This is a genomic window from Brevibacterium sp. 'Marine' (genome assembly GCF_012844365.1).
In the GTDB taxonomy this organism is placed as follows: Bacteria; Actinomycetota; Actinomycetes; order Actinomycetales; family Brevibacteriaceae; genus Brevibacterium.
This window is the reverse complement of record NZ_CP051626.1, coordinates 2,911,070-2,937,958: the sequence shown is the minus strand read 5'-3', so window position 1 is coordinate 2,937,958 and position 26,889 is coordinate 2,911,070. Positions and strand designations below refer to the sequence as shown.

The following is a 26,889-nucleotide window of genomic DNA, read 5'->3' as shown; positions in this document are numbered from 1 at the left end:
ATTCCCGCCATCTCCACCGACTTCCCTCTCCCTCGCCGAGGCGGCCGGAGCGCATTCGTGCACGCCCGGTCCCGTATTCGCCGAGTTCAGGGAATGCAATTGGCTCGGTGTGTGTTCTACGAGTATGCTGGAGTATCTGGTCGGCACCAGCAACCGCCTCGGCGGAGAAACCGCTGATCAGGTTTGGTAACAGAATATGGGGATGATCGGTTTCGACGTTGGACACTGCGTCGGGAGAAGCGGGCCGAGAATGCAGAGTCATCTCGTTAATGTCCTCTGCAAAACAATAGGTGCTAAGTCTAACAACCGCACCGATTTCGCCCTCGCTGCCTGATAGAGCGCGAGCTGCGAATCCGTCAGCCTAGAGTTGCCTCTGCTCTAGATCCTGGCGTCGCTTAAGAGGCCACTGCTTCAGATGCATGTTGGGGGCATCTGAGGGACTTTTACTCAACTCCGTTCGTTGGTCCATGTGTTCGTGCAGGGGCCAGAACCTAAGACACTGTTTTCACGAACTGCGCCCGGAGAAGTCCTGACAATCTGTCGACGGACGCGGGTTCGATTCCCGCCATCTCCACGTGACTGAGCCCCGGATTCCGCAAGGATCCGGGGCTTTTCGCTGCCCGAAAATCCCTAAACCAGCAGTGACGACACCTCGAAACGGGCGAACATCCTCGCCGAGGCGGTCAGACAGTTCCGCTCCCATCTGTCAGTTCGTCCGCCGCCGAGCTCACGACATCCGCTTGGTTCAGCCCCGGTGCGATACGGTGGATCCGAGTCCAAGGAGGAGACCGGCCCCGATGTTCTATCCGCCGCTGATCGGCTATCTCGTCCTCGCCGTAGTCTGCATCGCTCTCGTGCTCGTCATCCGCGGCGACCGCCTGCCCCGCAATCGTGCGATCGGGATCCGGACAGCCAAGACGATGCGGTCCGACGCTGCCTGGCGGGCCGGTCACCGTGCGACAGTTCCTTGGCTCATCACCATCAGCATCATCGCCGGCGGATTCGCATGTGCGTTGTCAGGCGTGGAGTCCTTTGCCTGGCCGACGGCTCTCGGAGACGTTCTCGCGGTCGCAGGGTGGCTGGTCATCCTCGGACTCTTCATCGGTGTCTGGACCACTGCCGACCGCGCGGCAAAGTCCGCAGAGGACTGACCTCGCCCAATTCCGGCCACTCGGCCGAGCGCGATCAGCCATTCGGCCGAGGTCCGGCCCGCCTGGAACGGGAAGGATCGATGGTGTCAGACCGCAGCCACGCGCCGGCCGTGAAACCCCGGCCCGGCACAATGACTGCCCACTCCGATCCGACAAGGACTCCACACACCCATGAAGAAGGCACTCATCGCCCTCGGAACCGTCACCGTCATCCTCATCGCCCTCATCGGCGGCCTCCTCATCGGCGAGAACCGTGCGAAAGCCGCACTCGAAGCCGACGTCGCCGACTATCTGGACGGCTGCGCGATCACCCCCGACACGATCGACGTCCACGGTCGCCCCTACCTGCTCTACGCCGCACAGCACACCGCCGACCTCAGCTACGTCGACCTCGACCCGGCGAAGGGAACGAACAAGGATCAGGTCCTCGTCCACCACCTCGTCGACGGCCACGCCGACCGGCTCACCCGCTTCATCACCTTCGACTACCCGTCGGGCCAGGTCCGGCCGGTGAAGAATCCCGACGACTCCTACACCGAGGTGGCCACCATCGATGGCAAGAAGGTGACCTTCTCCGCCCGGACGGAAGGCAACCGGCTCGACGTTCTCGGAAATGGGCGTTCCCTCACCGACCGCGCTCTGCCGCAGGAGGCCGAAGTGCGGAACGTGTCCGCGGGCGACGATGGCGTCGTCGTCGAAGTCGAATACGCGGACACCGCCTGCCGCTGACACGGACGGCCGTTGACACGGACTGCCGTCGTTGCCGGCAGCGCAGCACACGACAGTGCCGAAGCCGATAGCCCAGGCCCCGCGATCCGACGTTGACTAGACTGTGAGCAAATGAGACGACTCCTCACCCGGCTGTGGCTGATCCCGGTCCCGCTGACCTTCGCCCTGGAACTGTTCATCGGCAGCGGTTGGTCACCGATCCTCGGCAACGTCATCGCCGTGGCCGTCGGCGTGCCCATCCTCGTTCGCGCCCAGTCGCGTCCTGGACGGTCTGCACCGCTGGAGTGGGCCGTCCTCGGACTGCTCGGCGGCCTCGCCCTGGCCGCCGTCGCCGCCACGATGAGTCTGACGAGCCTGTGGCTGAGCCTGGTGGCACTGGCGATGCTCGCCCGGACTTCGTCGAGCCGGATGAACATCGCCTCCATCGTCGTTCTCGCAGTCGCGAACATCGTCTGTCCCCTGGTCATGGCCGACGGTGCGACCTTCGCGCTCATGGTGTTCGCCCTGGTCATCGCCGCGATCGCGATCGGACTGATGCTGCGATCGAATGACCGCACGCTGGTCGAGAGACAGGCCACCGCCGCCGAGGCGGAGCGACGTCGCATCGCCACCGAACTCCATGACCTCATCGCCCACGAGGTGACCGGCATCGTCGTCCTCGCCCAAGCCGCCGGGCGCAGCGACAACGCGGACCTGAGGTCGACGGCCCTGACCAAGATCGAAGATTCGGGGACCCGCGCGCTCGAGGAGATCCGCCGACTCGTCTCCGACGCCCGCAGCGAATCCCGCAGCGACACTCGAACCGATGATTCGCCGGTCACGGCGTCGACAACGGCGTCCGGTCCCGACTTCCAGCCCGCTTCCCGCACTCCCATCGCCACCGGCCCGCAGTCCCTGCGTGACCGGATCGCGGCGTTCGGCGAATCCGCGACGATCACGATCGAGGCCCCCACCGAGGTGGCCGCCCCCGTCTGGCCCGTCCTCGACCGTGTGCTTGTCGAATCCCTGACGAACGTGCGCCGTCATGCCGGAGCCGATGTCCCGGTGACGGTCACCGTCACGACTGAGCCCGCCGACCTGATCTCACCAGAGAGCACCGGGAACCGCACCGGATCCGACGGTCCCGGCGCTCTGATGATGACCGTGGCCAACGGACCCGGTGCCGGTGGGATCGGAGCCGGAAGCGGAACGGGACTGAGCAGTCTGCGTGTGAGGGTGGGCCACCTCGGCGGGAGGATCGAAGCGGGCCCCGAACCCGGGGGAGGGTGGAGCGTCATCACACGACTGCCGCTCGATCCACGCAGCGACCACCGACAAGGGGAGAACCGATGATCACCGTTGCTGTCGTCGACGATCAGGAGATGGTGCGAATGGGATTCTCGCTCATCCTCGACGCCGAAGCCGATATCCGCGTCATCGGACAAGCCGCGGACGGGGTCGATGCGATCGACCTGGTCAAACGCGAACAGCCCGATGTGGTGCTCCTCGATATCCGCATGCCGCGCCTTGACGGTTTGGCCGCGCTTCCACGGCTGACTCCGTATTCCCAGGTCATCATGGTCACCACCTTCGACGATGACGACTACGTCGATGCGGCTCTTGCCGGGGGAGCCAGCGGGTTCCTGCTCAAGGACGCCGGCGCGGACCTCCTGCTCGCCGGTGTCCGGGCGGCGGCGAACGGCGATGCGCTCATCTCACCGACGCTGACTCTCGACCTGCTCAGACGGCGCACCTCCGCACCCCGGTCGAAGACGGCGCACATCGACCGCCTCAGCGACCGGGAGTCCGAGATCGCGAAGCTTGTGGCAGTGGGGCGGACGAACCAGGAGATCTGCGCCGAACTCTTCATCTCACTCGGCACCGTGAAGACCCACCTGGGAAGTATCCAGGCCCGACTCGATGCTCGCAACCGCGTCGAGATCGCCGCCCGCATGTGGGAATCGGGGGTCATGAACTCGAACGGCTGATTCCAGCGGCCCCAGCTCCGACCTCCCGCTCGACCAGTCCGCTCGGTGTACCCGCTCGACCTGCCCAGTCGACCGGACAGAATCAGCCGAATGGCCGACCCCGCTCGTCTCTTCTCGGTCGCACGGCCGATGTGGCAGGTCTCCGATCCGGGAAGGATGGACACCATGACACAACCTCAATCCGACACCCCAGACTCTGCCGACATCACAGGCCCTGCCGACGCCACAGACCCTTCCGACACAGCGAGAGCTGCCGCCTCGGTGAGTCCCGCCGATCTCCGAGGCCGGCCCCGCATCGCCGCGCTCGACGTCATCCGCGGTTTCGCCCTGTGCGGGATCCTGCTGGTCAACCTGCCGCCGATCTTCGGCCTCGGCGTCGACGGTGGGGCCCGCGACTTCTACCGCTTCTATGCAGACTTCGTGCAGAATCGGTTCTTCCCGATCTTCTCGTTCCTCTTCGGAATCGGATTCGGGCTGATGTGGCTGACCGCGCGGGATCGCAGCTCCCGACCACGTCTGGCACTGCTGCGTCGGTTCGCCTTCCTCGGCATCCTCGGCGGCCTGCACCAACTTCTCCAGCCCGGCGAGGCGCTGCTGCCGTATGCGCTCGCCGGGATCGTCATTCTGCTGCCGGCTACATGGATCGCCGATCGGTGGCGCAACGGCGTCACAGTCGTCCTCGGCGTCATTCTGCTCGCGGTCGGAGTGGCCACCGGAGGCGGAATGGCCGTCATCCCGGGACTCTTCCTGGTCGGCTTCGCCATCGGAGCCAGTGGTTTCCTCCGTTCCGTCCTCAACCATCCCGGACGAGTCGCGATCGCCGGTGTCCTCGCCCTGGCCGCGACGATCGTCGGCTTCGCCGGTACGGACTACACGACCCGTCAGATCAACCAGTGGATCAACGCCGGCCTCGGCATTCTCATGGCCCTGACCTATATCGTCGCCGTCCTGCTGCTCCTGCGCACCCCCGCCGAGGCGGTCCTGAAGTCCGTATTCGCACCGCTGGGGCGGATGGCGCTGAGCAACTACGTCGGTGCCACCGTCATCCTCGTCACCGTGCGGCTGGCTGCGCCCGATCTTGCCCGGTTCGACGACCGCGGCGGTTACCTCGCCGGAGTCGTCATCTGTGCAGCGATCATCATCGTCCAGGTCATCGTCTCAACACTGTGGCTGCGCCGGTTCGGACAGGGTCCGTTGGAGAAGCTGTGGCGTCTCGTCACCTGGGGTCGATCGCCAGAACGACGCCACCAGCGCCGCGGCCACAGCCGCCACCAGCGCCAGGACCAGCGCCGCGACCGGCTGGGCGCGGTCACGAGTTCACGCGAATGACCTCTTCCTGGTACGGCGCGATGACCTCGCCGGAGATCCGCAGGTCGAGAAGCAGGAAGGGCCGTTCGTCGACCGGACGAGCCTTCCACTCCTCGACGATCTCGAGATCGGACAGGGATCGGACGACGACGCCGTGTCCGCCGGCGGCCGTGGCCAGGGCCGCGAAGTCGATCTCGTCGATGAGCATGGGTGACTTCTCCAGGCCCTTGAGCCCGTACAAGTTGACCTCGGCGCCATAGGCCGCGTCGTTGAAGACCACCGCCATTCCGCGACCGTCGGCGACCCGGATCGCGGTGTCCAGGTCGGACAATGCCATGGCTCCGCCTCCGTCACCGCTGGTCAGCACGATCGTCGACTCCGGGTTCGCGCGGGCGGCTCCGGCGACGGAATGCCAGCCGAGTCCGATCGATTGGAACGCGGTGCCGACCATCGCCAGCCGGTCCGGTGCGCTGGGTTCCCAGAACATGTTCGCCCAGGCGATGAAATGTCCGCCGTCGGAGACGACGACCCGATCCTTCGGCAGAATCTCGCCGAGGCGGCTCGCCGCCGCACGAGGATCGAGCCGTCCGTCCCCGGCGAGCTCCGACCCGACGACGTAGGCACGGTCGGCGGTGGTGTCGACGGAGTCGTGCCAGCGCGGAGCGCCGCTGTCCGAATATTTCGCACCGTCGATTCCGGTCGACTTCAGCCGTGCCACGAGCTCGGCGGCAGCGAGCGTCGCATCGGCTCGGATGAAGCCGCCGACGCGGGCGTTCGTGGCACGGTCGTCGGTGTCGATCTGCCACACCGTCGTCGAGGGATGGAAGAGGTCTCCGAAACGCATCGTGAACTGATTGAGCGAGGCTCCGAAGACCACGGCGACATCGGCCTCGCGGACGCGGTCCATCGCGGCCGGGGCGCCGAAGCCGCCGGCGACTCCCAGGTCGTGTTCGGCAGCCGGGAAGATATTGCGGCCCAGCGCGGTCGTCACACTCAGCGCACCCGTGAGCTCGACGAGTTGACCGAGCTCGTCACTGGCTCCGGCCAACCAGGCTCCGCGACCGGCGAGCAGCAGCGGTCGATTCGCCGCGGCCAGATCTGTGGCGAGACGATCAATGGCCGCATGAGCGAACTCCCCGGTCGGAGCCGTCGGTGCCGGACGACTGGGACCGGGGACGGCTGGAATCTCACCGAGCTCCAGAGTCGCGACATCGTAGGGGATCGCGAGCACCACGGGCACCCGGTAGGTCTGCGCGTGCTCGATCGCGGTCACAGTTGCGGCGGCCGCATCGACCCGACCGACGGTGTACGTGCGCACACCCACCGCCGAAGCCATGGCGATCTGGTCGACGTCCCACGGCCGCGGACCCGATGTCGGCTCATCCCCGACGACGAGGACGAGGGGAACTCGGGCTTGGGCCGCCTCGGCGAGAGCGGTGAGCGTATTCGTGAACCCGGCACCATAGGTCGTGGTGGCGGCGGCGATCCGCCCGGAGGTGCGGAAGTGGGCGTCGGCGGCGACGACGGCTCCGGCTTCGTGGCGGACGGCGGTGTAAGTGGCAGAAGTGCCGCGCAGCAGGGCGTCGAGGAAGTAGGCGTTGCCGTTGCCCATGAGGCCGAAGACCTCGTCGATGTGGGCGGCGAGAGTGTGCGCGACGTGCGCGGAAGTATGAGCCATGGCTGGCCTTTCGCGAATGAGATATGGAAACGAGGGATCCATATATGTCTCACACGCGCGACTCGGCGGCTTCGTGCCCCTTTTTCGGACACCGGCTGAAGAGCCGCTCGCCCTGGGCGCCCTTTTCCGGGGGCTGTTGCGGACGGCTCAGCCTGACTCTTCGAATATAGGTGACTGTGGCCTGAGGCACCAAGTCGAGCGACGTCCCGGCACGCAGATCGCACCCGCCCAGAACTACCTGACGGCGGCCCAGCAACCTCGCGCGAGGTTGCTGGGCCGCCGTCAGGTAGTAATCAGCGGTTGATGCGTTCCTTCCAGGCGGCCATGACCTCGGGGGAGGTCGGCTTCGATGCGAAGGACCCGACGAGGTAGCCGACCAGCGAGGCGATGAGGCCGAGGTAGATCGCCTCATTCGAGTAGATGCCCATCGTGATCATCACGACCACGGTGGTCACGGCACCGAGGATCATGCCGGCCATCACGCCGACGATCGTGCCGCGCTTGAACACGAGGCCGCCGAGAATCGGGATGAACAGGCCGGCCACCAGCAGGTTGTACGCCACGGTGAGGGCTTCGACGACGCTGGGCATGATCATCGCGAGCACCAGGGTGACGACGCCGAGCACGATGAGGTAGATGCGCGAGTCGCGCACCTCGTCACCGGTCTCGCGCACCAGCGACCGCACGAGCGTCGACCTCGCACTCGTTCCCGAACCGGTTCCATTCGCCGAGGCGGCCGACCCATCCGTCGCTGCGCCGTCCGCAGACGATCCGGTCGAGGCCGGCACGATGTCCTTGCGGGCGAGGATCGGTTCGACGATGTCCTGGCGGCAGACGGTCGAGGCGGCCATGAGCGAACCGGACGCCGTCGACATCATTGCGGCCAGCGCCGCAGCCAGCACGATTCCGCCGAGCACCGGCGACATGGAGGCATCGACGACGGCGGCGAACACATCGTCCTGGACCTCGATGCCGGGCACGATCGTCGTCGCGGCCATGCCGATGAGCGCACCGGCCGCGGCGTAGAGCAGGCAGTAGACGCCTGCGGAGAATCCGCCCCACCGGGCCACACCCGGGCTGCGGGCGGTGAACACGCGCTGCCAGATGTCCTGGCCGATGAGCAGACCGAGGGTGTAGATGAGGATGTAGCCGAGGATCGCCTGCCAGCCGATGCCCACCGGTGAGGTGTGCGATTCGGGCAGCGAGGAGAACAGCTGACCGATGCCCCCGGACTTCGAGAGCACGAGCGGCAGCATGATGAGGAAGATGCCGATCGTCTGGATGAAGAACTGCACGAAGTCCGTCAGCGTGATCGACCACATTCCGCCGAGCATCGAATAGAGGATGACGATGCCGCCGCCGATGAGCACCGACCACACCTTGTTGAGGTCGAACAGGGTATGGAAGACCGTCGCGTAGGCGACCGTCGACGTCGTCGAGATCATCAGACCGTAGGCGGTCATGATCGCTCCGGAGACGAACCGGGAGCCCCTGCCGTAGCGGAGTTCGAGCATCTGCGAGACCGTGTAGATCTCGAGCTTCTGAATCTTCGGCGCGAAGAACAGCGACAGCGCGATGATGCCCAAGCCGATCGACAGCACGAGCCACATGCCCGACAGTCCGGCCGTGTAGCCGAGGCCCACACCGCCGATCGTCGACGCGCCGCCGAGGACGACGGCCGACATCGTGCCGGTGTAGAGCAGCCCGCCGAGGCGGCGCCCGGCGACGAGGAAGTCCTCCTGGTTATGGGCCTTGAATCGGCCCCAGACTCCGAATCCCACCATGGCGGCGAGATAGATGATGACAATTGCAGAGTCCACGGTGACCCTCTCTGTTGGATCGGCTCAGTGACCGACGGTGATGTGAATGGCGGTGGGCACCCGGCGATCGAGCGCCTCGGCGATGGCGGCAGGCAGGGCGGAGTCGATGTCCGCCTCGGCGATCGTCACCCCGGCCCCGCCCATGGACTGACCGAGCTTCGCGAAGTCCGGGCGGGCGAGCCTGACGGCGAAGGGTTCGATGTCGCGGTCGACCATCTGTCCTTCGATCTCCGCGTATCCGCCGTTGTCGACGACGACGAAGGGGATGCCCAGTCCCAGCTCGGCCGCGGTCATGAGCTCCTGGATGGAGAACATGGCCGCACCGTCGCCGAGGATGCACACGACCGGACGTGCAGGGTCGGCGAGCTTCGCCCCGAGCGCGGCGGGAATGCCGTAGCCCAGGGTGGCGAATCCGGGCATGTAGAGCAGCTGGTCGGGTGTGCTCGCCGTCAGGGCGTGCACGGTGCCGTCGTAGGTGACCTGCGAGGAGTCACCGGAGATGACGACGGTCGATCCCGCTCCCTCTTCGACGAGCCGGGTGACCCTGGCGCCGATCGCGTCGAAGTCGAAATCGGTGGCCCAACCCTCCCGGATCCGGGCGACCCGAGCGGCCCCGGATTCCTTCGCCGAGGCGGCCGATCCGTGTCGTTCGGACGCATCCGTCCCGGCATTCCTCGCCGAGGCGGCGGTGGCCGGTGCGGACTCGAGCGCGCTCATGAGCGCGGTGAGGAACTCGCCTGCGTCCGCGCAGGCGAGGATGTCCCCGGGCAGGTTCTTGTTCAGCTGGTCGGGGTCGATATCGCAGCGTATGACGGTCTGTGAGACCGAGTCATCACGGACGCCGATGTGCGTCTGCGCGCCGATGACTCCACCCCACAGATCGGAGTCGGCCAGTTCGGATCCGAGCACGATGAGCACATCGGCAGCCGCGGACTCGGCCTGCACGCTGGGGAAGCGCACGTTCGAACCCAGTGACAGCGGATGCGTCTCGGACACGATGCCCTTGCCGTTGGCCGTCGTCGCCAGGGGAGCGTCGAGGGCCTCGATGAGACGGGCGACCTCGGCGTGAGCGCGCCGGGCTCCGCCGCCGGCGATGACCAGCGGGCGCGTGGCCGCACTGATCGCCTCGGCGGCGCGGGCCACGACATGATCGTCGAGTCCGGGGCGGCGTCCCGCGAACGGGACCGGAACGCTGCCGTTCCATGCCCCCTCGAGCACGTCGAGGGGTACCTCGATGTGCACGGGTCCGGGACGGGCCGAGTCGAACATGGCGAACGCCTCGGCGACGGCCTGAGCGGCGCCTTCGGCGGTGCGGGTGCGCTGGGAGGATACGAGGAGGTGACCCACCGCCCCGGAGGAGTCCTTCGTCTCGTGCAGCATGCCGACGTCGGCGCGTTCGAACCCGGTGGGCACACCGGGGGAGAGGATGAGCATCGGGCGGGACTCGGCATAGGCGGTCGCGGCGGCGGTGATGACATTCGTCAGTCCCGGCCCCGAGGTCGTGATGACGACCCCGGGCTTGCCGGAGACGAGGAAGTACCCGTCGGCACCGTAGCCGGCTCCCTGCTCGTGCCGCGGTGTTACGGCGCGGATCCCGAACTCCGGCAGATGCCGATAGAACTCGAGATTGTGGGTGCCGGGGATGCCGAAGATCGTATCGACACCGTGGGCGGCCAGCGTCGCCACCACCGCGCGACCGCCGTTCCGGACGTTGTGTTCGTCGTTCATGCTCAGACTCCGAGTGCGCTGCCGGACGGGCCGGAGGGCGCCGTGATTCCGTTGTTCTCCGCCGCCCACAGGGACAGGATCTCGTAGCCGACATGGGCGGCGGCGAGTCCGGTGACCTCGGCGTGATCGTAGGCCGGGGCGACCTCGACGATCTCGGCGCCGACGACACCCAGTCCCTGGAGTCCGCGGATCGAATTGAGCAGCTCTCGGCTGGTCATTCCGCCGGCCTCGGGGGTGCCGGTGCCGGGAGCGGCCGCCGGATCGAGGACGTCGATGTCGACGGAGATGTAGACAGGGGCATCACCGAGTCGCTTGCGCATGCGGGCGACGACGTCGGCGACAGAGGTGAACTGGTAGTCGTCGCTGCGGATGATCTGGAAGCCGAGCACCTCGTCGTCTTCGAGGTCCTTCTTCCCATAGAGGGGACCGCGGATGCCGATGTGCATCGACGCGGTCATATCGATGAGACCCTCTTCGCTGGCACGACGGAACGGAGTGCCGTGAGTGTAAGGCGCACCGAAGTAGGTGTCCCAGGTGTCCAGATGCGCATCGAAGTGGAGGACGGCGATCTTCCCGTGCGTCTTGTGCAGGGAACGCAGGTTCGGCAGCGCCAGGGTGTGATCCCCGCCGAGGGTGAGCAGCTTGGCGCCATCGGCGCGCATCGCGTCGGCGTTGGCCTCGACGGTGGTGATGGCCTCTTCGATGTCGAAGGGGTTGACGCCGAGGTCACCGCAGTCGGCGACCTGCTGCCAGGTGAACGGGTGGACGTTCGTGGCCTGGTTGTAGGGGCGCAGCAGCTTCGAGGACTGGCGGATGTGAGCGGGTCCGAAGCGGGCGCCGGGACGGTAGCTGACGCCGGCGTCGAAGGGGATGCCGATGACCTTGACGTCGATCTTCTCGCCGGGACGCTCGGCTTCGACCTCGTCGATGCGAGGCAGCAGTCCGAACGTCGGGGGGCCCGCGTAGCGGGGCGTCTTGCTGTAGTCGGCAGGGCCGAGCGGCTGAGACGTCACTGGCTTCTCCTTCGTCGTGGCGGCTGACCCGACCCCGATGGGTCGGAGGTTGTGTCCTCAGCCTAGGACCTGGGTCACACAACACCGATATCCAGAGCGGCGCAATTGAACTCAGTGCTGTCCAGCGTGGATAGAATCGGGTGCATGGTCACCTTGGAACAGATCTGGTCACGCACAGAACTCGCGCTCGACGTCATCGTCGATTCGCCCACCGCAGCTGAGCAGAATGTCACGATCGTCCATTCCTCGGAGCTGCCGGAGGTCGACGAATGGCTTGCCGGCGGTGAGGTGCTGCTGACGATCGGGGTCGGCCAGGACCTCGGCGGGGACACGGTCGCGGACTATGTGCGCCGCCTCAAGGCTGTCGGCGTGCATGCGCTCGGCATCGGTCTGGGCTCCGACCTGCCGTGGCAGCAGGTCCCGCCGAAGCTCGTCGCCGCCGCGCAGGAGGCGGGGCTGGCGCTGTTCGGAGTGCCCGAGCCTGTGCCGTTCGTCGCCGTCGTCGATGCCTTCACCCGGATGCGTGAGGCCGAGACCAACAGGGAGTTGACCCGGGCGAGCAGCGCCGCACGTCGTTTCGCGACCGCGTTGGCCGGTGAGGGGCCTGCTGCTCTCGTGGCCGATCTGGCGGAGACGCTGGAGGCTCCGGTTCGGTTCGTTTCGCCCACCGGGCGGGCGTTGAGTGGGGACGATGCCGAGGCCGACGTGCGTTCGGCGCTCATCGAGGAGTCATTGAAACCGACGGCGGGACCTCGACTGATCCGCACCGGTTCGCGGATCGTCGAGGCCGTTCCGATCGGCGGTGACCAGCCGCTCGGGTGGATTCTCACCCCCGCCGAGGCGGTCGGATCTCCGAAGACACGTGCCCTGCTGCTGTCGACCGCCTCGGCGCTGTTGGCGATGTCGTTGGCGGATCTGCCCGTTCCCTCCGGTCGGTCGCTGCTCTTCGACACCGATCTGGCCGATGGTGAGGCGCGCGGGGAGTGGACGCGGGTGACGGGTCTGGCGCCGGTGGCGACGGTGGGGATGCTCATCTTCGGCGGTGTCCGCGGCGACTCCGCCGAACGCCTCATCGCCGATATCGTCGGGCGGAGTCTGCTCACCCGCACCGGTTCGCTGCTCGGGGTCGTGGGGGCGCAGGAGCGCGGGCTCGATGAGCTGGTGGCGAAGGCAGCCGAGGTCACCGGCCTGGACGTGCTTGCGGAGAAGAGACTTCCGTTGGGGCAGCTCCATCACACGTGGATGCTGTGGCGGACGCAGCACGAATCCGAGGCGTCCGAGGTCAGGGCGCTGCTCTCGGCCGTCGATCAGGAGGCTGCCGACCGGTTCGTCGATCGGGTTCTCGGCGAGCTCTTTCGGGCCCGTGGTGGTCAGGAGCTGTTGGAGACTCTGCGGGTGTTCATCGCCGCCTCCGGGGCGCGGGAGCGCATCGCCGCCGAATTGGGAGTCCACCGGCATACGGTGCGGGCACGGTTGGTGAAGATCGAGAAGCTGCTCGGCCGTGACCTCTCCCGTGCCGAGACGCGGCAGGCGGTGTCGATGGCCCTCGAACTCGCCGAACTCTAGGCTCACCTCTCACAGACTGCCCGGCACAGTGTTCTGTGCGGCAGTGTTCTGCACGGCTGTGCTCGCTGACTACTCCTCGAAGTGTTCGATGCGGAAGCGTTCGGCGATCTCAAGCACCCGGGCCAGCGCTTCGTCCTCGCCGATGCTGATGCGCACACCGGCACCGAGGTTGCGCACCGCCACGGCCTGCTCGACGCAGGCATCTTCGAAGGCATCGGATTTCTCACCCAGCGGCAGCCAGACATAGTTCGCCTGTGCTTCGGGCACGTCCCACCCCTGTTCGCGCAGAGCGGCGGCGAAGGCATCGCGGGTCTGTGCGATCTCGCCGGCCCGCTCGAGCACGTCGTCCCAGTGATTGAGGGATTCGAGGGCGGCGGCCTGGCTGAGGTCGGTGACGCCGAAGGGGATGACGGCCTTGAGCAGTCCTGCTATGACCGGCGGATGGGCGACGGCGTAGCCGACGCGCAGTCCGGCTAGTCCGTGGGCTTTGGAGAAGGTGCGCAGCAGTACGAGGTTCGGATAGTCGCGGACAAGACCGAGTCCATCGGCTCGCCCGGGTGCGGTGGCGAACTCCCAGTACGCTTCGTCGAGGGCGACGAGGACGTGGGCAGGCACTGTGTCGAGGAAAGCGCGGACCTCGTCATCGCGCAGCACCGGGCCGGTCGGATTGTTCGGTGAGCACAGGATGATGAGGCTGGTGGCCTCGGTGATCGCCGCCGCCATCGCGGCGAGGTCGTGACGGCCGTCGGCTGTCAGCGGAACTTCGTGGCGGGTCGAACCGGCGAGCCCGGTGGTCTGCGGGTACATCTCGAACGACGGCCACGGATAGATCGCCTCGGTGGTGGCGTCCGAGGTGATCTGGGTCAGCGCGACGAGCAGTTCGCTGGCTCCGGTGGTCACGACGAGCTGATCGAGTCCGACCCCGAGGCGGTCGGCCAGTCCCTGACGCAGGGCCCGTGCGGCATCGTCGGGGTAGAGCGCGGGGTTCGTCGCGTGAGCGACCATGGTCTCGAGGACCGCCGGCAGGGGAGGCAGGAAGTTCTCGTTCGAGGAGAGCTTGAACGACTCGAGACCCTCGACCCGGCGGGGAGGCTTGCCCGGAATATAGGGCGGGAAGGTCTCCAGAGCGGCCCGCAGTCGCGGTGACGGTGCCGAGGGAGCGGACGCCGAAGCGGCGGAGCCGGATGCGCTCGAGGACGACGATCCGGGCGCAGAGGACGAAGCAGGATCTGAGGCGGCGGGGTCGGAGACGTTCATGAACTCATGATGTCACAGGGCAGCGGTGCCGCAGCCTCTCGCCCGAGCGACCGGAGGCCCGCGCCGGCGATCACCAGGGTTTCTCCGGGGTCGACCGGCCGCCGTCGCCGCCTGGGCCCTGCTGTCGCTGTTGCCGTTCGGAATCCTCACGGCGTTTCTCCAGCTCGTCACGCTTCTTCTCACGTTCGGACTTGCCTGAGGAATCGTCCGGTGTCTTCTCCTCGTCGGAATCCTGGCCCTCGTCTCCGGAGGATTTGTCGTCGGAGTCCTGATCATGCGAATCCTCGTCATCGGACTCGCTGTCGTCGGTTCCCTCTTCCTTGGCCTTCTCGCCCTGCTTCTTGTCCTCGACGCGTTCCTTCGCCTGGTTGCTCTTCTGCTTCTCTTCGCTCTTCTTCGGCTGGCATTCCTCGGGTGCGTCCTCGAGTGTCTTCAGCGATCGGTCGTAGAGCTCCTGCGACTGGTCGGGGTCCTGCGAGGCGATCTGATCTGCCTGCTTCTCGTAGACATAGGACAGGTTGACCCGCACCGCACACTCGGCCGAGGTCGGAGCGATCTCCAAAGCGGATTCGAGGTCGGTCTGGGCAGCATCGAAATCGCCGACGGCCGCCTCGGCGGTGCCGCGGTTGAAGTAGCCGATGTGACGTTGGAACGGGCTGACCCGAAGGAACGCCGTCGCCGCCTTCTTCGCACCGGGGAAGTCATTCGAGGTGTATCGGACCTGCGAGGCCGTTCCGAAATAGGTGGCCATCGCGATATAGCCGAACACCAGGGCGAATATGGTGCCGAGGATGAGGTTGATCTTCGTGATCCGGCGCCGCCGTGACCACAGGTTCTTCACACGGTTCATCGCGGACCTCTCCGGTAGGGCGCCGATTGGTGAGGCGACGGCCCATGAGGAACCGCCTGATGGGGAACGGGCTGCTGGGGGACCTGCTGGTAGGGAACTGGGCCGCCGGAACCGGGCGGACCGCCTCGGCGAGGGCGCTTCGGGGTGATCGCCTTGAGGCGAAGATATTCGCGGACTCCGAAGACGAGCTCCACGGTGATCCACGCGAAGACGAGGATGAGCGGGACCCAATAGTATTCGTCGACGGTGACCCGGCCGTCCTTCTTCACCAGGGCCTGATCGTATTTCGGAGCGGTGTAGACGCTGGAGATCGCACCTGTTCCGTCGCGGTGGTGGTAGTCGACGCCGAGGTCCGAGGCGATCCGGCGCAGGTTGCCCTCGTCGATCATCGAGATCCCGGGTTCGCCGTTGCGGTCCTCGATGTATTCGGGTGGTGCCTGATCGTCATCGGGGTCATCGGGGTCGCCGATGCCGGGCGCAGTGCCGGGATCACCGACTCCGGACCCGTAGCCGAACGGCTGGCTGTCGCGCATCTTCCCGCCTTGTTCGGTCCCGTATCCGAAGACGGCTCCACTGTCGATGCGGGAGGCGAACGATGACCACGACTCCGGATTCTCCGAGACGGTCTGCTCACCGTCGCCGAAGTAGAATACGACGTTCTTGTTCTCCGGGCGGTCCTCATCGTTCGACGTCATCCGCTTCTCGAGCTCCTCACCGGCCTCGGTGATCGATGAGCCCCTCGAGTTCATCGACGACTCGGGTTCGAGGACGTCGACGGCGGAGGCGAAGGCGGCGTGATCGGTCGTCAGCGGCATCACGGTGGCTGCGGTCGACGCGAAGGTGATGATGCTCAGCCGGGTGCCGGGGAAGGCATCGGCGAGTTCGAGCATGTCCTCCTTGACCCCGGTCAGGCGTGTGTCGTTCCCGTCGAAGTCCTCGGCGGCCATCGACGTCGTGACGTCGACGACGAAGTACACATCGGCTCGCGCCTCGTACTCCTCGGTCGAGGATTTGATGGGGGCGCCGGGGCGGGCCAGAGCGAGCGCGAGCAGGGCGACGACGCCCATGCGGGCGAACCACCTCCAGCGCGGACCGTCGCCGCGGATGGCCGGGATGATGCACACGGTGAGCAGGGCGAGGACGAGGACGCCCCAGCCGAACCAGGTGAACACGGGATCGAAGATCATGATTTCGTCCTCCATGCCAGCACGAACACTCCGGCGAGGCCGAAGACGGCGATGCCGAGCGGAACCATCGGCATGTCATGGACGATCGTGTACGACCGCCCGGGGGTGTTCGCCGCTTCCTGGCTCTGGATCTCCTCGACGATGCGGTCGATCGTCGAGGCCGAGCCCATGTCGAACTGTTCGCCGCCGGTGCGGTCGGACACGGAACGCAGCTCCTTCGTCTGAGTGGTCGTTAGCACCGAGGGAGGGGAGAGGCTGTAGACGCGGACCTTCGCGTCGACGGCGATATCGGCGGCTTCGTTGAGTTCGAAGAGCGGCTCACCGGCGAGCATATTGTCCGTGGCGAAGATGATCGACCGGGACCGGTCCTCGTCCTGCCGGTCGAAGTTGTCGACGCAGCTGACGAGCCCGTCGCCGATGAGTGAGGAGCCGCCGATGTTCGGGGGCGAGGTCGACCATGAGTAGTCGGTGCCCTCGGCGCCCCAGGTGCGGAACCCCTCCTCGGCCTCGGCGAGGTAGTTCTGGACCATGTCGTAGTCGTCGGTGAGCGGGAATGCGGAGACCGCGGTGGCGTTGAAGACGGTCAGTCCGATGCGTTCGCCGTCGAAGCGGTCGACGAGTTCCTGGTAGGACTCGAGCAGATCGGCATCGTAGCCGAGCATCGAGCCGGACACGTCGAGGCAGAGCATGACATCGCGCATCTTCCGTTCCGGGTTGACCGTCTCGATCCAGGCCGGGCGAGCGATTCCCGCCAGCGCGGACAGTCCGGTGAGGACGACGACGCCGAGGAGGGCGACCGTGGTCACCAGCCGTCTGCGCATGGCTCTGCGGAAACTCGGCAGGCTCGTCATCCGTCCGCTGTGGGCCACGGCCAGTGAGGACTCCGTCTGCTTCGGACGGCGGAAGAAGTAGACCGCGGCTGCGGCGAGGACCAGCAGGATGAGCGCCAGCCACCAGAACATCAGGACCATCGTGCCACCAGCTTCCTGGCTTCGGCGATCTGCGGCTGCAGGCCCGCCGGCTCCGCTTCGGCGAACTCCGCCTCGTAGAGGCCGAGCAGGCAGTCGGCGAGGTCGTCGAGACCGGCGACGGCCGCATCGCGGTAGGTCAGATGTTCGGCTTTGACGCCCCACGCATCATGGGCGAATTCGCGCACGATCACTGCCAGCTCCTGTGCCGATTCGCGCACGTCCGCGGACTCGTCGCTCAAGCCCGTCTCCACCGCGCCGATGCGGGAGAGGTAGGTGCTGCGCACGGGAATCGGGATGCGCGGGCCTGCCGCTGCGGTGACTCCGGCCGCGGCGCGGAAGAGCGGGGCGAAGAAATTTCCGAGCACCAGCAGCAGCACGAAGCAGGCCGCCACGTACCACGCCGGTGAGACCTCCAGGGGCCCGATGAGCTCAGCGGGGCCCACGGCGGTGCCTCAGCAGAAGAGTGTGCAGTCGGCCGAGGGCCGACTTCGGATGGTCGATTTCGATATGGGAGATCCCCAGTTTCGCGAGAAGGTCGTTCCGCTGCTGACGGCGGGCCGCCTCGGCGAGGGCGAATTCCTGTCGGACCTCCGGTTTCGTCATCACCGAGGTCGGCAGCCCGCGGTCGGGGCGGGCGACGTCGAACGGCGCCGAGGCGGCCGGCAGACCCGCGAGGTCCGCGTCGGTGATCGTGATCCACAGGACCTCGTGTTGGGCGCGCAGTCGGCGGATCGTCGCTTCGGCCTCCGGCCCCAGCGGAGCCTGATCGGAGATGACGACCAGCAGCATCCGATGGTTGATGTGGCTGGTGATCCACTGCAGCTGGGTGTTGATCGACCCGGGGGAGGCGGTGCCGGTCTCGGCGAGGATCTGCTGCAGGAGGTGCTCGAGGTGGGCCTCGCTGCCTTTCCGCGGGGAGGCGGTGGTGTGACCGGCATGTCCGTGGATGAGCATGACGTCGTCGGCATGACGGACGGCGAGGTAGCCGACCATTCCGGCCATCAGGATGGCCAGGTGGCGTTTGTCGGCACCGGCGGAGGTCACGGCGTCGAAGTTGCGGGAGGTGTCGACGACGAGTCCGAGGATGTGCCTGCGGTGGGCGACATAGCGTTTGACCAGGGGCTCGGTGTGCCGGGCCGTGGCTTTCCAGTCGATGTCGCGGATCTCGTCACCGGGGATGTAGTCGCGCAGATCATCGAAGTCGAGGCTGTGGCCGTGGAAGACCGAGGAGTAGTCCCCGTCGAGGAGGCGCCGGGTCCGCCGGTGGGCGTGGATGGTCATCCGCGCCTTGATGCGATTGAGCAGGACAGTCATGGGTATCGCCGCTCAGGGGGTGGGCACGGCCATGAGGAGGGCATCGACGATCTGGGCGCTCGTGATGTTCTCGGCGGCGGCTTCGAAGCCCAGTTGGATGCGGTGGGCCAGTACTCTGTGGGCGAGGTCCTTGATGTCTTCGGGGATGACGTAGTTGCGGCCGCGGATCATCGCCAGCGCCCGGCCGGCGTTCGTGAACGCGATGGAGGCACGCGGACTGGCTCCGTATTCGATGTATGGGGCGAATCGCCCGAGGTACTTCGTCGTATTGCGGGTGGCGTGGACGAGCTCGACGAGGTAGCGGGTGATGGCCGGGTCGATGTAGACGGTGCGGGCATAGCTCTGCATGGTCACGACATCGTCGAGGGTGCAGGCCGGATCGGGCACCGAATCCTTGTCGAAGACTCCGGAGTCGAGGCGGGAGAGGATCTCGACCTCCTCGCCGGGGTTCGGGTGGGTGAGCAGATCCTTGATCATGAACCGGTCGAGCTGGGCTTCCGGCAGCTGGTAGGTGCCCTCCTGCTCGATCGGGTTCTGTGTGGCCATGACGAGGAAGGGGCGGGGGAGTTCGAAGCGTTTGCCCCCGATCGTCGTCTGCTTCTCCTGCATGGCCTCGAGCATCGCCGACTGAGTCTTCGCCGATGACCGGTTGATCTCGTCGAGGAGGACGATGTTCGCATGCACGGGGCCGAGCACCGTATTGAACGAGCCCTCATGCGCGTTGTAGATCTGCGAGCCGATGATGTCGGCCGGCAGCAGGTCAGGAGTGCACTGGATGCGGGAGAACTGTCCGTCCACGGCATTGGCCAGCGCGGCAGCGGCCGTGGTCTTCGCCAGACCCGGCACGCTCTCCAACAGCAGGTGACCGCTGGAGAGGAGCCCGATGAGCAGGGATTCGCGCAGGCGCTGCTGCCCGACGACGAAATGGTCGAGGTAGGACTCCAAGGCCTTGAGGATCGTCTGTGCGTGCGCGATCTCCTGCGTGTTCGCCGGTGCCGTTGCCGTCATGGTCCCTCAGTCTCTCGGTGTCACTGGTCGCTCGGTGTCGCTGTGGTCGTCAGTCACGCAGTGCGGTGCGTTTCTGTGGTCTCCAGCATATTGGGTGGCGCTGACACGCAACAGCCGTCGACGTTGCAGTGCTGACACACTTCCGACTCCGGCTCGGTCGACCGCCCGGTCGCAGAGCCGGTCGCAGAGGATCTGCCACTGCCCGTTCACAGCCGGGCCATCTCATGTCAGGACCGATCTGTAATGTCGATGAGACAGATGACGGTCAGGGAGGAGGTGCGAAGCGAAACCCGGAGAAATCCGGAGGAGATCACCGTCACCGAGGCGGCCGACCCGGTCCGTACCGAGGTTGCCGACCCGGTCCGCACGACAGGCGGTGCCTCGGTCCCTGCGACCGGTGACGAAGCGATGTGATGATCGCCTCCGCTCCGACGTGACCGGTGCCGCACGAACGAGTTCGGAATCGTCGGACGAGGGGTCCGCGACATGCCCACAGGCAAAAAATTTTCCTGTGGAAAGCGGTGGATAACGCGGGCGGAACAGCGGCCGAAAATCGGCCCGGAAGCCGCCGATGCCAGCGTCCGCGCAGGTGATCGAACTACACGAGTGTCGTTCACAGCCTGTGGACGAATGTGGACGGTGATGACACAGGGTGTGGAACCTTCGAATGACACTGGTGTAACACTGGATATAGGGGTAAGGTCTAACCCGAACACAACATCTAGTGGTCACCCCTGAGCCTGCGCCTGGTGATATTCATCATGATCGAGCAGTTGACGGGACACGGTCACAGCCATCAGAATGCCGAACTGCACAGCAGATTGAAGGAGTCGTCATGATCACCGTGTACACCAAGCCAGCTTGCGTCCAGTGCAACGCCACCTACCGTGCTCTCGACGCCAAGGGCCTGAAGTACAAGTCGGTCGATCTCAGCGTCGACGAGAACGCCCTCGATGTAGTCAAGGCGATGGGCTACATGCAGGCTCCCGTCGTCGTCACCGACAACGACCACTGGTCGGGCTTCCGCCCGGACAAGATCGCCACCCTGACCGGCGAACAGTCTGCGTCCGTCGTGGCCTGACAATGCTGCTGGTCTACTTCTCTGCCAACTCCGAGTACACGCACCGCTTCGTCTCGAAGCTGCGTCACCCGGCAGTGCGGTTGCCGACGTTGACCACGGAGCCGACGCTGCGAGTGGATGAGCCGTTCGTTCTCGTCACCCCCACCTATGGGGCCGGTCGCAATCGCGGGGCTGTTCCCAAGCAAGTCATCAGATTCCTCAATGTCGAAGAGAACCGCCGTCATCTCGTCGGTGTCATCGGCGCCGGAAACACGAACTTCGGCGAGGACTACTGCCGCGCGGCCTTCAAGGTCGCGGCAAAGTGTCAAGTACCCCTCATGTATCGAGTCGAACTCCTGGGCACTCAGGAAGATGTCGACGCTGTCAACCTAGGATTGGACAAACTGTGCGCGAGCTCGCTGAAGACCGCAATGTAGAGGACATCATCCGCGAAGAGACGGATCTGGATTACCACGCGCTCAACGCGATGCTGAACCTGTACGACGAGGACGGCAGGATCCAGTTCGAACGTGACAAGCAGGCTGCCCGTCAGTACTTCCTGCAGCACGTGAACAACAACACCGTCTTCTTCCATAACCTCAAGGAGAAGCTCGACTACCTCGTCGAGAACGACTACTACGAGCCCGAGGTCCTGGACCAGTATTCGTTCGAGTTCATCGAACAGCTGTCGACACGCGCCTATGATCAGAAGTTCCGCTTCCAGACCTTCCTCGGTGCGTTCAAGTTCTACACCTCCTACACGCTGAAGACCTTCGACGGGAAGCGCTACCTCGAACGCTTCGAGGACCGTGTCGTCATGGTCGCTCTCTTCCTGGCCCGTGGCGACGAGACGCTGGCCACCCAGCTCGTCGACGAGATCATCGCCGGGCGGTTCCAGCCGGCCACCCCGACGTTCCTCAACGCAGGCAAGAGGCAGCGTGGTGAGCTCGTCTCCTGCTTCCTGCTGCGCATCGAAGACAATATGGAGTCGATCGGCCGCTCCATCAACTCTGCGTTGCAGCTGTCCAAGCGCGGCGGCGGTGTGGCCTTCGCTCTGACGAACATCCGTGAGTCCGGTGCCCCGATCAAGAAGATCGAGAACCAGTCCTCCGGCGTCATCCCCGTGATGAAGCTGCTCGAGGACTCGTTCTCCTACGCCAACCAGCTCGGAGCGCGTCAGGGCGCCGGTGCCGTGTACCTGCACGCCCACCACCCCGACATCTACAAGTTCCTCGACACCAAGCGCGAGAACGCCGATGAGAAGATCCGAATCAAGACCCTGTCCCTGGGTGTTGTGATCCCTGACATCACCTTCGAACTGGCCAAGCGCAACGAGGACATGTACCTCTTCAGCCCCTACGACGTCGAGCGCGTCTACGGTGTGCCCTTCTCCGACATCAATGTCACCGAGAAGTACACCGAGCTCGTCGACAACGCGGCGATCAAGAAGAAGAAGATCAACGCCCGTGAGTTCTTCCAGACTCTGGCCGAGATCCAGTTCGAGTCCGGGTACCCGTACGTGATGTTCGAGGACACCGTCAACAAGGCGAACCCGATCGACGGCAAGATCATCATGTCCAACCTCTGCTCGGAGATCCTCCAGGTCTCCGAACCCAGCAAGTACGACGATGATCTCGGCTACGACGTCGTCGGCAAGGACATCTCCTGCAACCTCGGTTCGCTCAACATCGCACTGACGATGGACTCGGACAACTTCGGTCAGACCATCGAGACCGCGATCCGGGGACTCACCGCTGTCGCCGAGACCTCGAACATCCAATCCGTGCCCTCGATCGCCCGCGGCAACGACATGTCGCATGCCATCGGCCTGGGGCAGATGAACCTCCACGGCTATCTGGCTCGGGAGCACATCTACTACGGCTCCGATGAGGGCCTGGACTTCACGAACATGTACTTCTACACCGTCGCCTACCACTGTGTGCGCGCGTCGATGGAGATCGCGAAGGAACGCGGTGAGACCTTCGCCGGCTTCGAGCGGTCGAAGTACGCCACCGGCGAATACTTCGACAAGTACACCGATGAGGCCTGGCAGCCGCGCACCGCTCGTGTGGCCGAACTGTTCTCCGCAGCGAACGTGCACATCCCGACGCAGGACGACTGGCGAGAGCTCAAGGCTCAAGTGGCCGAGCACGGCATCTACAACCAGAACCTCCAGGCCGTGCCGCCGACCGGTTCGATCTCATACATCAACAACTCGACCTCGTCGATCCACCCGGTGGCCTCGAAGATCGAAATCCGCAAGGAGGGCAAGGTCGGCCGCGTGTACTACCCGGCTCCCTTCATGGACAACGACAACCTCGAGTATTACCAGGACGCCTACGAGATCGGCTACGAGAAGATCATCGACACGTATGCCGAGGCCACGAAGCACGTCGACCAGGGCCTGTCGCTGACGCTGTTCTTCATGGACACCGCTACCACTCGTGACATCAACAAGGCGCAGATCTACGCCTGGCGCAAGGGAATCAAGACCATCTACTACATCCGGCTCCGGCAGCTTGCTCTGCAGGGCACGGAGGTCGAAGGCTGCGTCTCCTGCATGCTCTGATCAACGGAATCGGCGGACCGATGTGAATCGGTCCGCCGGCTTCATGCGGGCCCCATATCACCGGCCGGGCCCGCGCATATGACTTTCGTCTGCCGCGCAGACAACTCGTACTCACGACGAACAGCACTTTGGGAAGAGAGAAAGCGTTGGAGAATCTGACTCTGGCATCGCATGTGGACGCCATCAACTGGAACCGCGTCGTCGATCCGATCGATGATGAGGTCTGGGATCGCCTGACCGGCAACTTCTGGCTGCCGGAGAAGGTCCCGCTGAGCAACGACATCCAGTCCTGGGCGACTCTGACCGATGATGAGAAGACGCTGACGATGCGTGTCTTCACCGGTCTGACCCTGCTCGACACGATCCAGGGCACTGTCGGTGCGATCTCGCTCATCCCGGATGCGGTGACCCCGCACGAAGAGGCCGTGCTGACGAACATCGCATTCATGGAAAGCGTCCACGCGAAGTCGTACTCCTCCATCTTCTCGACCCTGTGCTCGACGAAGGAGATCGACGAGGCCTTCCGCTGGTCGCGTGAGAACAAGTACCTGCAGTCCAAGGCAGACATCATCCTCAGCTACTACCGGGGTGACGATCCGCTCAAGCGCAAGGTCGCCTCGACGCTGCTCGAGTCCTTCCTCTTCTACTCCGGCTTCTACCTGCCCATGTACTGGTCGGCACACGCCAAGCTGACGAACACCGCTGACCTCATCCGTCTGATCATCCGCGATGAGGCCGTGCACGGCTACTACATCGGCTACAAGTACCAGAAGGGTCTGGAGTCGCAGTCCGAGGAGCGCAAGCAGGAGCTCAAGGACTACACCATGAACCTCATGTTCGAGCTCTACGAGAACGAGGTCGCCTACACCCACGACATCTACGATCCGGTGGGCCTGTCGGAGGACTGCAAGATGTTCCTCCACTACAACGCCAACAAGGCGCTGATGAACCTCGGATACGAAGCGATGTTCCCCAAGGAGGTCACGAAGGTCAATCCTGCGATCCTCGCGGCGCTCTCGCCCGGCAGCGATGAGAACCACGACTTCTTCTCCGGTTCGGGTTCGTCCTACGTCATCGGCAAGGCCGAGAACACCGAAGACGACGACTGGGACTTCTGAGTTCTCGGTCCCGACCTCGCGCGGCCCATCCAGGCACAGAATGCTTGGGTGGGCCGCTTCTGCATTCCCAGTCGTCGAATCGCCCAGGTGCGCGACCCAGGAGCGTATTCCCGAGAGTCTGACCGGAATGCGAGATTATCGCTCCGTGGCTCTGAGCCGCCGACCGTGCTCGGATAGGATCGTTCAACAGTTGTTCTCCGAGGTCAGAGGTGATCGTCAGTGTCGAACGTGCGTGGACGTCGAGTCGAATTCGATGATATTGACGAGAACGACCTCGTCATCAGCGAACCGAAGACTGCGGCAGCCGGACTCAAAGCCGTCGAAGTGGCTTTCGAACGCGGACTCAGACAAGGCGGTGCGAGCCGGACCGTACGGTCGATGTTCCGGGTCAACCAACCCGACGGCGTCGACTGCCCGGGATGTGCGTGGCCGGAGTCGATCACCGGTGATCGGAAGAAGATCGAATTCTGCGAAAACGGCGCGAAGGCTCTCGCCGAGGAGAACACGACCCGCGTGGCGACACCCGGTTGGTGGGAACAGCACCCGATCTCCGTGCTCGAAGAGAAGACGGAGTACTGGCTCGGCCAATCCGGTCGCATCACTCATCCGATGATCATCCGCGAAGGCGAGTCGCACTATTCGCCGATCTCCTGGGCCGAGGCGTTCGAGACCATTGCCGACCACATCCGTGCCACGGAGCCCGATCGGTCGGTCTTCTACACCTCCGGTCGGACGCCCAATGAGACGGCATTCCTCTACCAGCTGTTCGCACGCAGTCTCGGCACGAACAATCTTCCCGACTGCTCGAACATGTGCCACGAGTCCTCAGGAACCGCGCTGTCTCCGACGATCGGAATCGGCAAGGGAACCGTGTCACTCGAGGATCTTGAGCAGGCCGAACTCATCTTCGTCGTCGGACAGAACCCGGGGACGAACCATCCGCGCATGCTCGGTACGCTCGCTGAATGCCGGCGCAACGGCGGCAAGGTCGTCGCGGTCAATCCGCTGCCCGAGGCGGGGCTTCTCCGCTTCAAGGATCCGCAGACGCCCAAGGGCCTGCTGGCCGACGGGGAGAGGACGAGTGACGAATTCCTCCAGATCCGCGTCGGGGGAGACCAAGCGCTCTTCCAGGCGCTCGGTCATCTGCTGCTGAAGAAGGAAGCCGAGGCCCCGGGGACAGTCATCGACCAGGAGTTCATCGAGTCCTCCACCGACGGCTTCACCGCCTATGCGGAAGCCAGACAGGAGCTCAACTGGGCGGAGATCGAACTCGCCACCGGTCTTGAGCGCGCCGAGATCGAACACGTTGCGGACCTGCTGGCGAAGTCGCGGGCGACGATCTTCTGTTGGGCCCTGGGCATCACACAGCAGCCGCATTCAGTCGACACCATCAAGGAGATCATCAACCTGCTCCTCCTCCAGGGCAACTTCGGGAAGCCCGGGGCCGGGGCCTGCCCGGTGCGCGGGCACTCGAATGTCCAGGGCGACCGTACCTTCGGGATCTGGGAGAAGCCGAAAGAGGACTTCCTGCAGCGCCTCGATGCCGAGTTCGGCATTGAGGCTCCCCGGAAGCACGGCTATGACTCCACAGAGGCGATGCACGCCATGGCCCGCGGAGACGTCGACGTGTTCGTGTCCTTGGGCGGGAACCTGGCCATGGCCAACTCGGATACCGCGGCCATGGAGGCCGGACTCAGACGCACCGGACTCACCGTGCATATCTCGACGAAGCCCAACCGCTCTCATGTCGTCCACGGCAAGACATCGATCGTCCTCCCCACGCTCGGACGCACCGACAAGGATGACAAACATCCTTCGGGAGCACAGTTCCTCTCGGTGGAGAATTCGATGTCGGTCGTCAGCCGCACCCAAGGTCGGCTCGAACCGGTCTCCGATCACCTCCTGGCTGAACCGGTGCTGCTCGCCCGGATCGCCGAGGCGGTCTTCGGACCTGATCACGTCATCGACTGGAAGGCGATGGCTGAAGACTACGATGTCATCCGCGACCGCATCTCGCGGGTCGTGGAAGGCACCGAGGAGTTCAACCGGCGAGTGCGGGACAAGTACGGCTTCGTTCTGCCCAACCCGCCCCGCGACACACGGACTTTCGCGACGGCCGAAGGACGGGCGCAGTTCAGCACCCGCGAACTCGAGTATCTGCTGCCGCCGGAGGGGCACCTGGTGCTGCAGACGATGCGCTCACATGATCAGTACAACACGACGTTCTACGGGCTCGACGATCGCTATCGGGGCATCTCGGGCGGGCGCAGGGTGATTCTGATCAATCCAGCCGATCTCGGCCCCGCCGGTGTCGACGACGGTCAGCTCGTCGACGTGATCTCGGTCTTCAACGGGGAGGAGCGACGGGCGGAGAAGTTCCGGATGGTTGCCTATCCGACAGCGCGCGGCTGCGTCGCGGCCTACTATCCTGAGGCGAACGCGCTGGTTCACCGGGATCTCGTGGCCAGAGAGTCGAACACACCAGGATTCAAAGCCGTGATGGTGCGGTTCGAGCCACGCGCCGATGAGGAAGAGTCCGCAGAGATCCACAGCGTCGTCGACGCGCAGGCGTGAAATGCAATCGAGCCGACGGGT

General features: G+C 65.1%; 23 protein-coding genes and 1 other RNA gene. 13 read left to right on the top strand and 11 right to left on the bottom strand.

The window, feature by feature from the left end; all coding sequences use genetic code 11:
* Positions 1-198 precede the first annotated feature (198 nt).
* The 6 genes from ssrA to HF684_RS13185 all read left to right on the top strand — a co-directional run bounded on the left by ssrA (position 199) and on the right by HF684_RS13185 (position 5,176).
* Positions 199-577, top strand: a transfer-messenger RNA (tmRNA) gene (gene ssrA, locus HF684_RS13210).
* A 220-nt stretch (positions 578-797) separates the two neighbouring features.
* A complete protein-coding gene (locus tag HF684_RS13205; RefSeq protein WP_169252831.1) occupies positions 798-1,151 on the top strand; it encodes an SdpI family protein in 354 nt (117 codons plus the stop codon).
* A 171-nt stretch (positions 1,152-1,322) separates the two neighbouring features.
* Positions 1,323-1,880, top strand: coding sequence for a hypothetical protein (locus HF684_RS13200; RefSeq protein WP_169252830.1), 558 nt, complete (start codon positions 1,323-1,325; stop codon positions 1,878-1,880).
* Between the two features lie 111 nt (positions 1,881-1,991).
* A complete protein-coding gene (locus tag HF684_RS13195) occupies positions 1,992-3,212 on the top strand; it encodes a histidine kinase (RefSeq protein ID WP_169252829.1) in 1,221 nt (406 codons plus the stop codon).
* Positions 3,209-3,847: a response regulator transcription factor gene (locus HF684_RS13190; protein ID WP_169252828.1), complete on the top strand. Its 639-nt coding sequence runs from the start codon at positions 3,209-3,211 to the stop codon at positions 3,845-3,847. Before HF684_RS13195 ends, HF684_RS13190 begins: the two co-directional genes overlap by 4 nt.
* Positions 3,848-4,012: 165 nt before the next feature.
* Complete coding sequence (locus HF684_RS13185; RefSeq protein ID WP_169252827.1) at positions 4,013-5,176, top strand: DUF418 domain-containing protein; 1,164 nt, start codon at positions 4,013-4,015, stop codon at positions 5,174-5,176.
* On the opposite strand, the gene HF684_RS13180 is transcribed toward HF684_RS13185, so the two are convergent.
* From HF684_RS13180 to speB, 4 genes are all read right to left on the bottom strand, one after another.
* On the bottom strand, positions 5,157-6,833 hold the full coding sequence (locus HF684_RS13180) for a thiamine pyrophosphate-binding protein (RefSeq protein WP_169252826.1): 1,677 nt from the start codon (positions 6,831-6,833) through the stop codon (positions 5,157-5,159). The genes HF684_RS13185 and HF684_RS13180 overlap by 20 nt on opposite strands.
* 293 nt (positions 6,834-7,126) lie before the next feature.
* Complete coding sequence (locus tag HF684_RS13175) at positions 7,127-8,653, bottom strand: sodium:solute symporter (protein ID WP_211167996.1); 1,527 nt, start codon at positions 8,651-8,653, stop codon at positions 7,127-7,129.
* 24 nt (positions 8,654-8,677) lie between these two features.
* The gene (locus HF684_RS13170; protein WP_169252825.1) at positions 8,678-10,381 is read right to left on the bottom strand and encodes a thiamine pyrophosphate-binding protein; all 1,704 of its coding nucleotides are present in this window, start codon (positions 10,379-10,381) and stop codon (positions 8,678-8,680) included.
* A 2-nt stretch (positions 10,382-10,383) separates the two neighbouring features.
* Entirely contained in the window at positions 10,384-11,394 is a 1,011-nt protein-coding gene (gene speB, locus HF684_RS13165; protein ID WP_169252824.1) for an agmatinase, read from the bottom strand.
* Between the two features lie 144 nt (positions 11,395-11,538).
* Between speB and HF684_RS13160 the strand changes: the two genes are divergently transcribed.
* Complete coding sequence (locus HF684_RS13160; protein ID WP_169252823.1) at positions 11,539-12,960, top strand: PucR family transcriptional regulator; 1,422 nt, start codon at positions 11,539-11,541, stop codon at positions 12,958-12,960.
* Positions 12,961-13,029: 69 nt separating this feature from the next.
* Here the strand turns inward: HF684_RS13160 and HF684_RS13155 are convergent, their stop codons facing one another.
* The 7 genes from HF684_RS13155 to HF684_RS13125 form a co-directional block, all read right to left on the bottom strand.
* Positions 13,030-14,217, bottom strand: coding sequence for a histidinol-phosphate transaminase (locus tag HF684_RS13155; RefSeq protein ID WP_169252822.1), 1,188 nt, complete (start codon positions 14,215-14,217; stop codon positions 13,030-13,032).
* A gap of 70 nt (positions 14,218-14,287) precedes the next feature.
* Positions 14,288-15,067 (bottom strand): hypothetical protein, encoded by a 780-nt coding sequence (locus tag HF684_RS13150; protein WP_169252821.1) that lies wholly within the window; start codon positions 15,065-15,067, stop codon positions 14,288-14,290.
* The gene (locus HF684_RS13145; RefSeq protein WP_169252820.1) at positions 15,064-16,254 is read right to left on the bottom strand and encodes a VWA domain-containing protein; all 1,191 of its coding nucleotides are present in this window, start codon (positions 16,252-16,254) and stop codon (positions 15,064-15,066) included. Before HF684_RS13145 ends, HF684_RS13150 begins: the two co-directional genes overlap by 4 nt.
* A complete protein-coding gene (locus HF684_RS13140) occupies positions 16,251-17,216 on the bottom strand; it encodes a VWA domain-containing protein (protein WP_248278941.1) in 966 nt (321 codons plus the stop codon). The genes HF684_RS13145 and HF684_RS13140 overlap by 4 nt, the downstream gene beginning before the upstream one ends.
* The gene (locus HF684_RS13135; RefSeq protein ID WP_169252818.1) at positions 17,216-17,668 is read right to left on the bottom strand and encodes a hypothetical protein; all 453 of its coding nucleotides are present in this window, start codon (positions 17,666-17,668) and stop codon (positions 17,216-17,218) included. Before HF684_RS13135 ends, HF684_RS13140 begins: the two co-directional genes overlap by 1 nt.
* Positions 17,655-18,539 (bottom strand): DUF58 domain-containing protein, encoded by an 885-nt coding sequence (locus HF684_RS13130; protein WP_169252817.1) that lies wholly within the window; start codon positions 18,537-18,539, stop codon positions 17,655-17,657. Before HF684_RS13130 ends, HF684_RS13135 begins: the two co-directional genes overlap by 14 nt.
* A 12-nt stretch (positions 18,540-18,551) precedes the next feature.
* Positions 18,552-19,547, bottom strand: coding sequence for a MoxR family ATPase (locus HF684_RS13125; RefSeq protein WP_025778733.1), 996 nt, complete (start codon positions 19,545-19,547; stop codon positions 18,552-18,554).
* A gap of 258 nt (positions 19,548-19,805) precedes the next feature.
* Here HF684_RS13125 and HF684_RS13120 point away from each other — a divergent pair, with 258 nt between their 5' ends.
* The 6 genes from HF684_RS13120 (at position 19,806) to HF684_RS13095 (ending at position 26,868) form a co-directional block, all read left to right on the top strand.
* Positions 19,806-19,961: a hypothetical protein gene (locus tag HF684_RS13120; RefSeq protein ID WP_169252816.1), complete on the top strand. Its 156-nt coding sequence runs from the start codon at positions 19,806-19,808 to the stop codon at positions 19,959-19,961.
* A 421-nt stretch (positions 19,962-20,382) separates the two neighbouring features.
* Complete coding sequence (nrdH, locus tag HF684_RS13115; RefSeq protein WP_025778731.1) at positions 20,383-20,628, top strand: glutaredoxin-like protein NrdH; 246 nt, start codon at positions 20,383-20,385, stop codon at positions 20,626-20,628.
* A 2-nt stretch (positions 20,629-20,630) separates the two neighbouring features.
* Complete coding sequence (gene nrdI, locus HF684_RS13110; RefSeq protein ID WP_169252815.1) at positions 20,631-21,044, top strand: class Ib ribonucleoside-diphosphate reductase assembly flavoprotein NrdI; 414 nt, start codon at positions 20,631-20,633, stop codon at positions 21,042-21,044.
* A gap of 5 nt (positions 21,045-21,049) precedes the next feature.
* Complete coding sequence (nrdE, locus tag HF684_RS13105) at positions 21,050-23,176, top strand: class 1b ribonucleoside-diphosphate reductase subunit alpha (RefSeq protein ID WP_248279217.1); 2,127 nt, start codon at positions 21,050-21,052, stop codon at positions 23,174-23,176.
* 146 nt (positions 23,177-23,322) lie between these two features.
* A complete protein-coding gene (gene nrdF / locus HF684_RS13100) occupies positions 23,323-24,294 on the top strand; it encodes a class 1b ribonucleoside-diphosphate reductase subunit beta (protein ID WP_062862062.1) in 972 nt (323 codons plus the stop codon).
* 219 nt (positions 24,295-24,513) lie between these two features.
* Entirely contained in the window at positions 24,514-26,868 is a 2,355-nt protein-coding gene (locus HF684_RS13095; RefSeq protein ID WP_248278940.1) for an FdhF/YdeP family oxidoreductase, read from the top strand.
* Positions 26,869-26,889 lie beyond the last annotated feature (21 nt).

Coding starts and splice junctions, on each gene's coding strand:
- HF684_RS13195 (WP_169252829.1), top strand. CDS start 1,992: ATGAGACGACTCCTCACCCGGCTGTGGCTGATCCCGGTCCCGCTGACC.
- HF684_RS13155 (WP_169252822.1), bottom strand. CDS start 14,217: ATGAACGTCTCCGACCCCGCCGCCTCAGATCCTGCTTCGTCCTCTGCG.
- HF684_RS13140 (WP_248278941.1), bottom strand. CDS start 17,216: ATGTTCTGGTGGCTGGCGCTCATCCTGCTGGTCCTCGCCGCAGCCGCG.
- HF684_RS13205 (WP_169252831.1), top strand. CDS start 798: ATGTTCTATCCGCCGCTGATCGGCTATCTCGTCCTCGCCGTAGTCTGC.
- HF684_RS13185 (WP_169252827.1), top strand. CDS start 4,013: ATGACACAACCTCAATCCGACACCCCAGACTCTGCCGACATCACAGGC.
- HF684_RS13170 (WP_169252825.1), bottom strand. CDS start 10,381: ATGAACGACGAACACAACGTCCGGAACGGCGGTCGCGCGGTGGTGGCG.
- HF684_RS13145 (WP_169252820.1), bottom strand. CDS start 16,254: ATGATCTTCGATCCCGTGTTCACCTGGTTCGGCTGGGGCGTCCTCGTC.
- HF684_RS13160 (WP_169252823.1), top strand. CDS start 11,539: ATGGTCACCTTGGAACAGATCTGGTCACGCACAGAACTCGCGCTCGAC.
- HF684_RS13120 (WP_169252816.1), top strand. CDS start 19,806: ATGACGGTCAGGGAGGAGGTGCGAAGCGAAACCCGGAGAAATCCGGAG.
- nrdI (WP_169252815.1), top strand. CDS start 20,631: ATGCTGCTGGTCTACTTCTCTGCCAACTCCGAGTACACGCACCGCTTC.
- HF684_RS13190 (WP_169252828.1), top strand. CDS start 3,209: ATGATCACCGTTGCTGTCGTCGACGATCAGGAGATGGTGCGAATGGGA.
- HF684_RS13180 (WP_169252826.1), bottom strand. CDS start 6,833: ATGGCTCATACTTCCGCGCACGTCGCGCACACTCTCGCCGCCCACATC.
- HF684_RS13130 (WP_169252817.1), bottom strand. CDS start 18,539: ATGACTGTCCTGCTCAATCGCATCAAGGCGCGGATGACCATCCACGCC.
- HF684_RS13150 (WP_169252821.1), bottom strand. CDS start 15,067: ATGAACCGTGTGAAGAACCTGTGGTCACGGCGGCGCCGGATCACGAAG.
- HF684_RS13200 (WP_169252830.1), top strand. CDS start 1,323: ATGAAGAAGGCACTCATCGCCCTCGGAACCGTCACCGTCATCCTCATC.
- nrdH (WP_025778731.1), top strand. CDS start 20,383: ATGATCACCGTGTACACCAAGCCAGCTTGCGTCCAGTGCAACGCCACC.
- HF684_RS13125 (WP_025778733.1), bottom strand. CDS start 19,547: ATGACGGCAACGGCACCGGCGAACACGCAGGAGATCGCGCACGCACAG.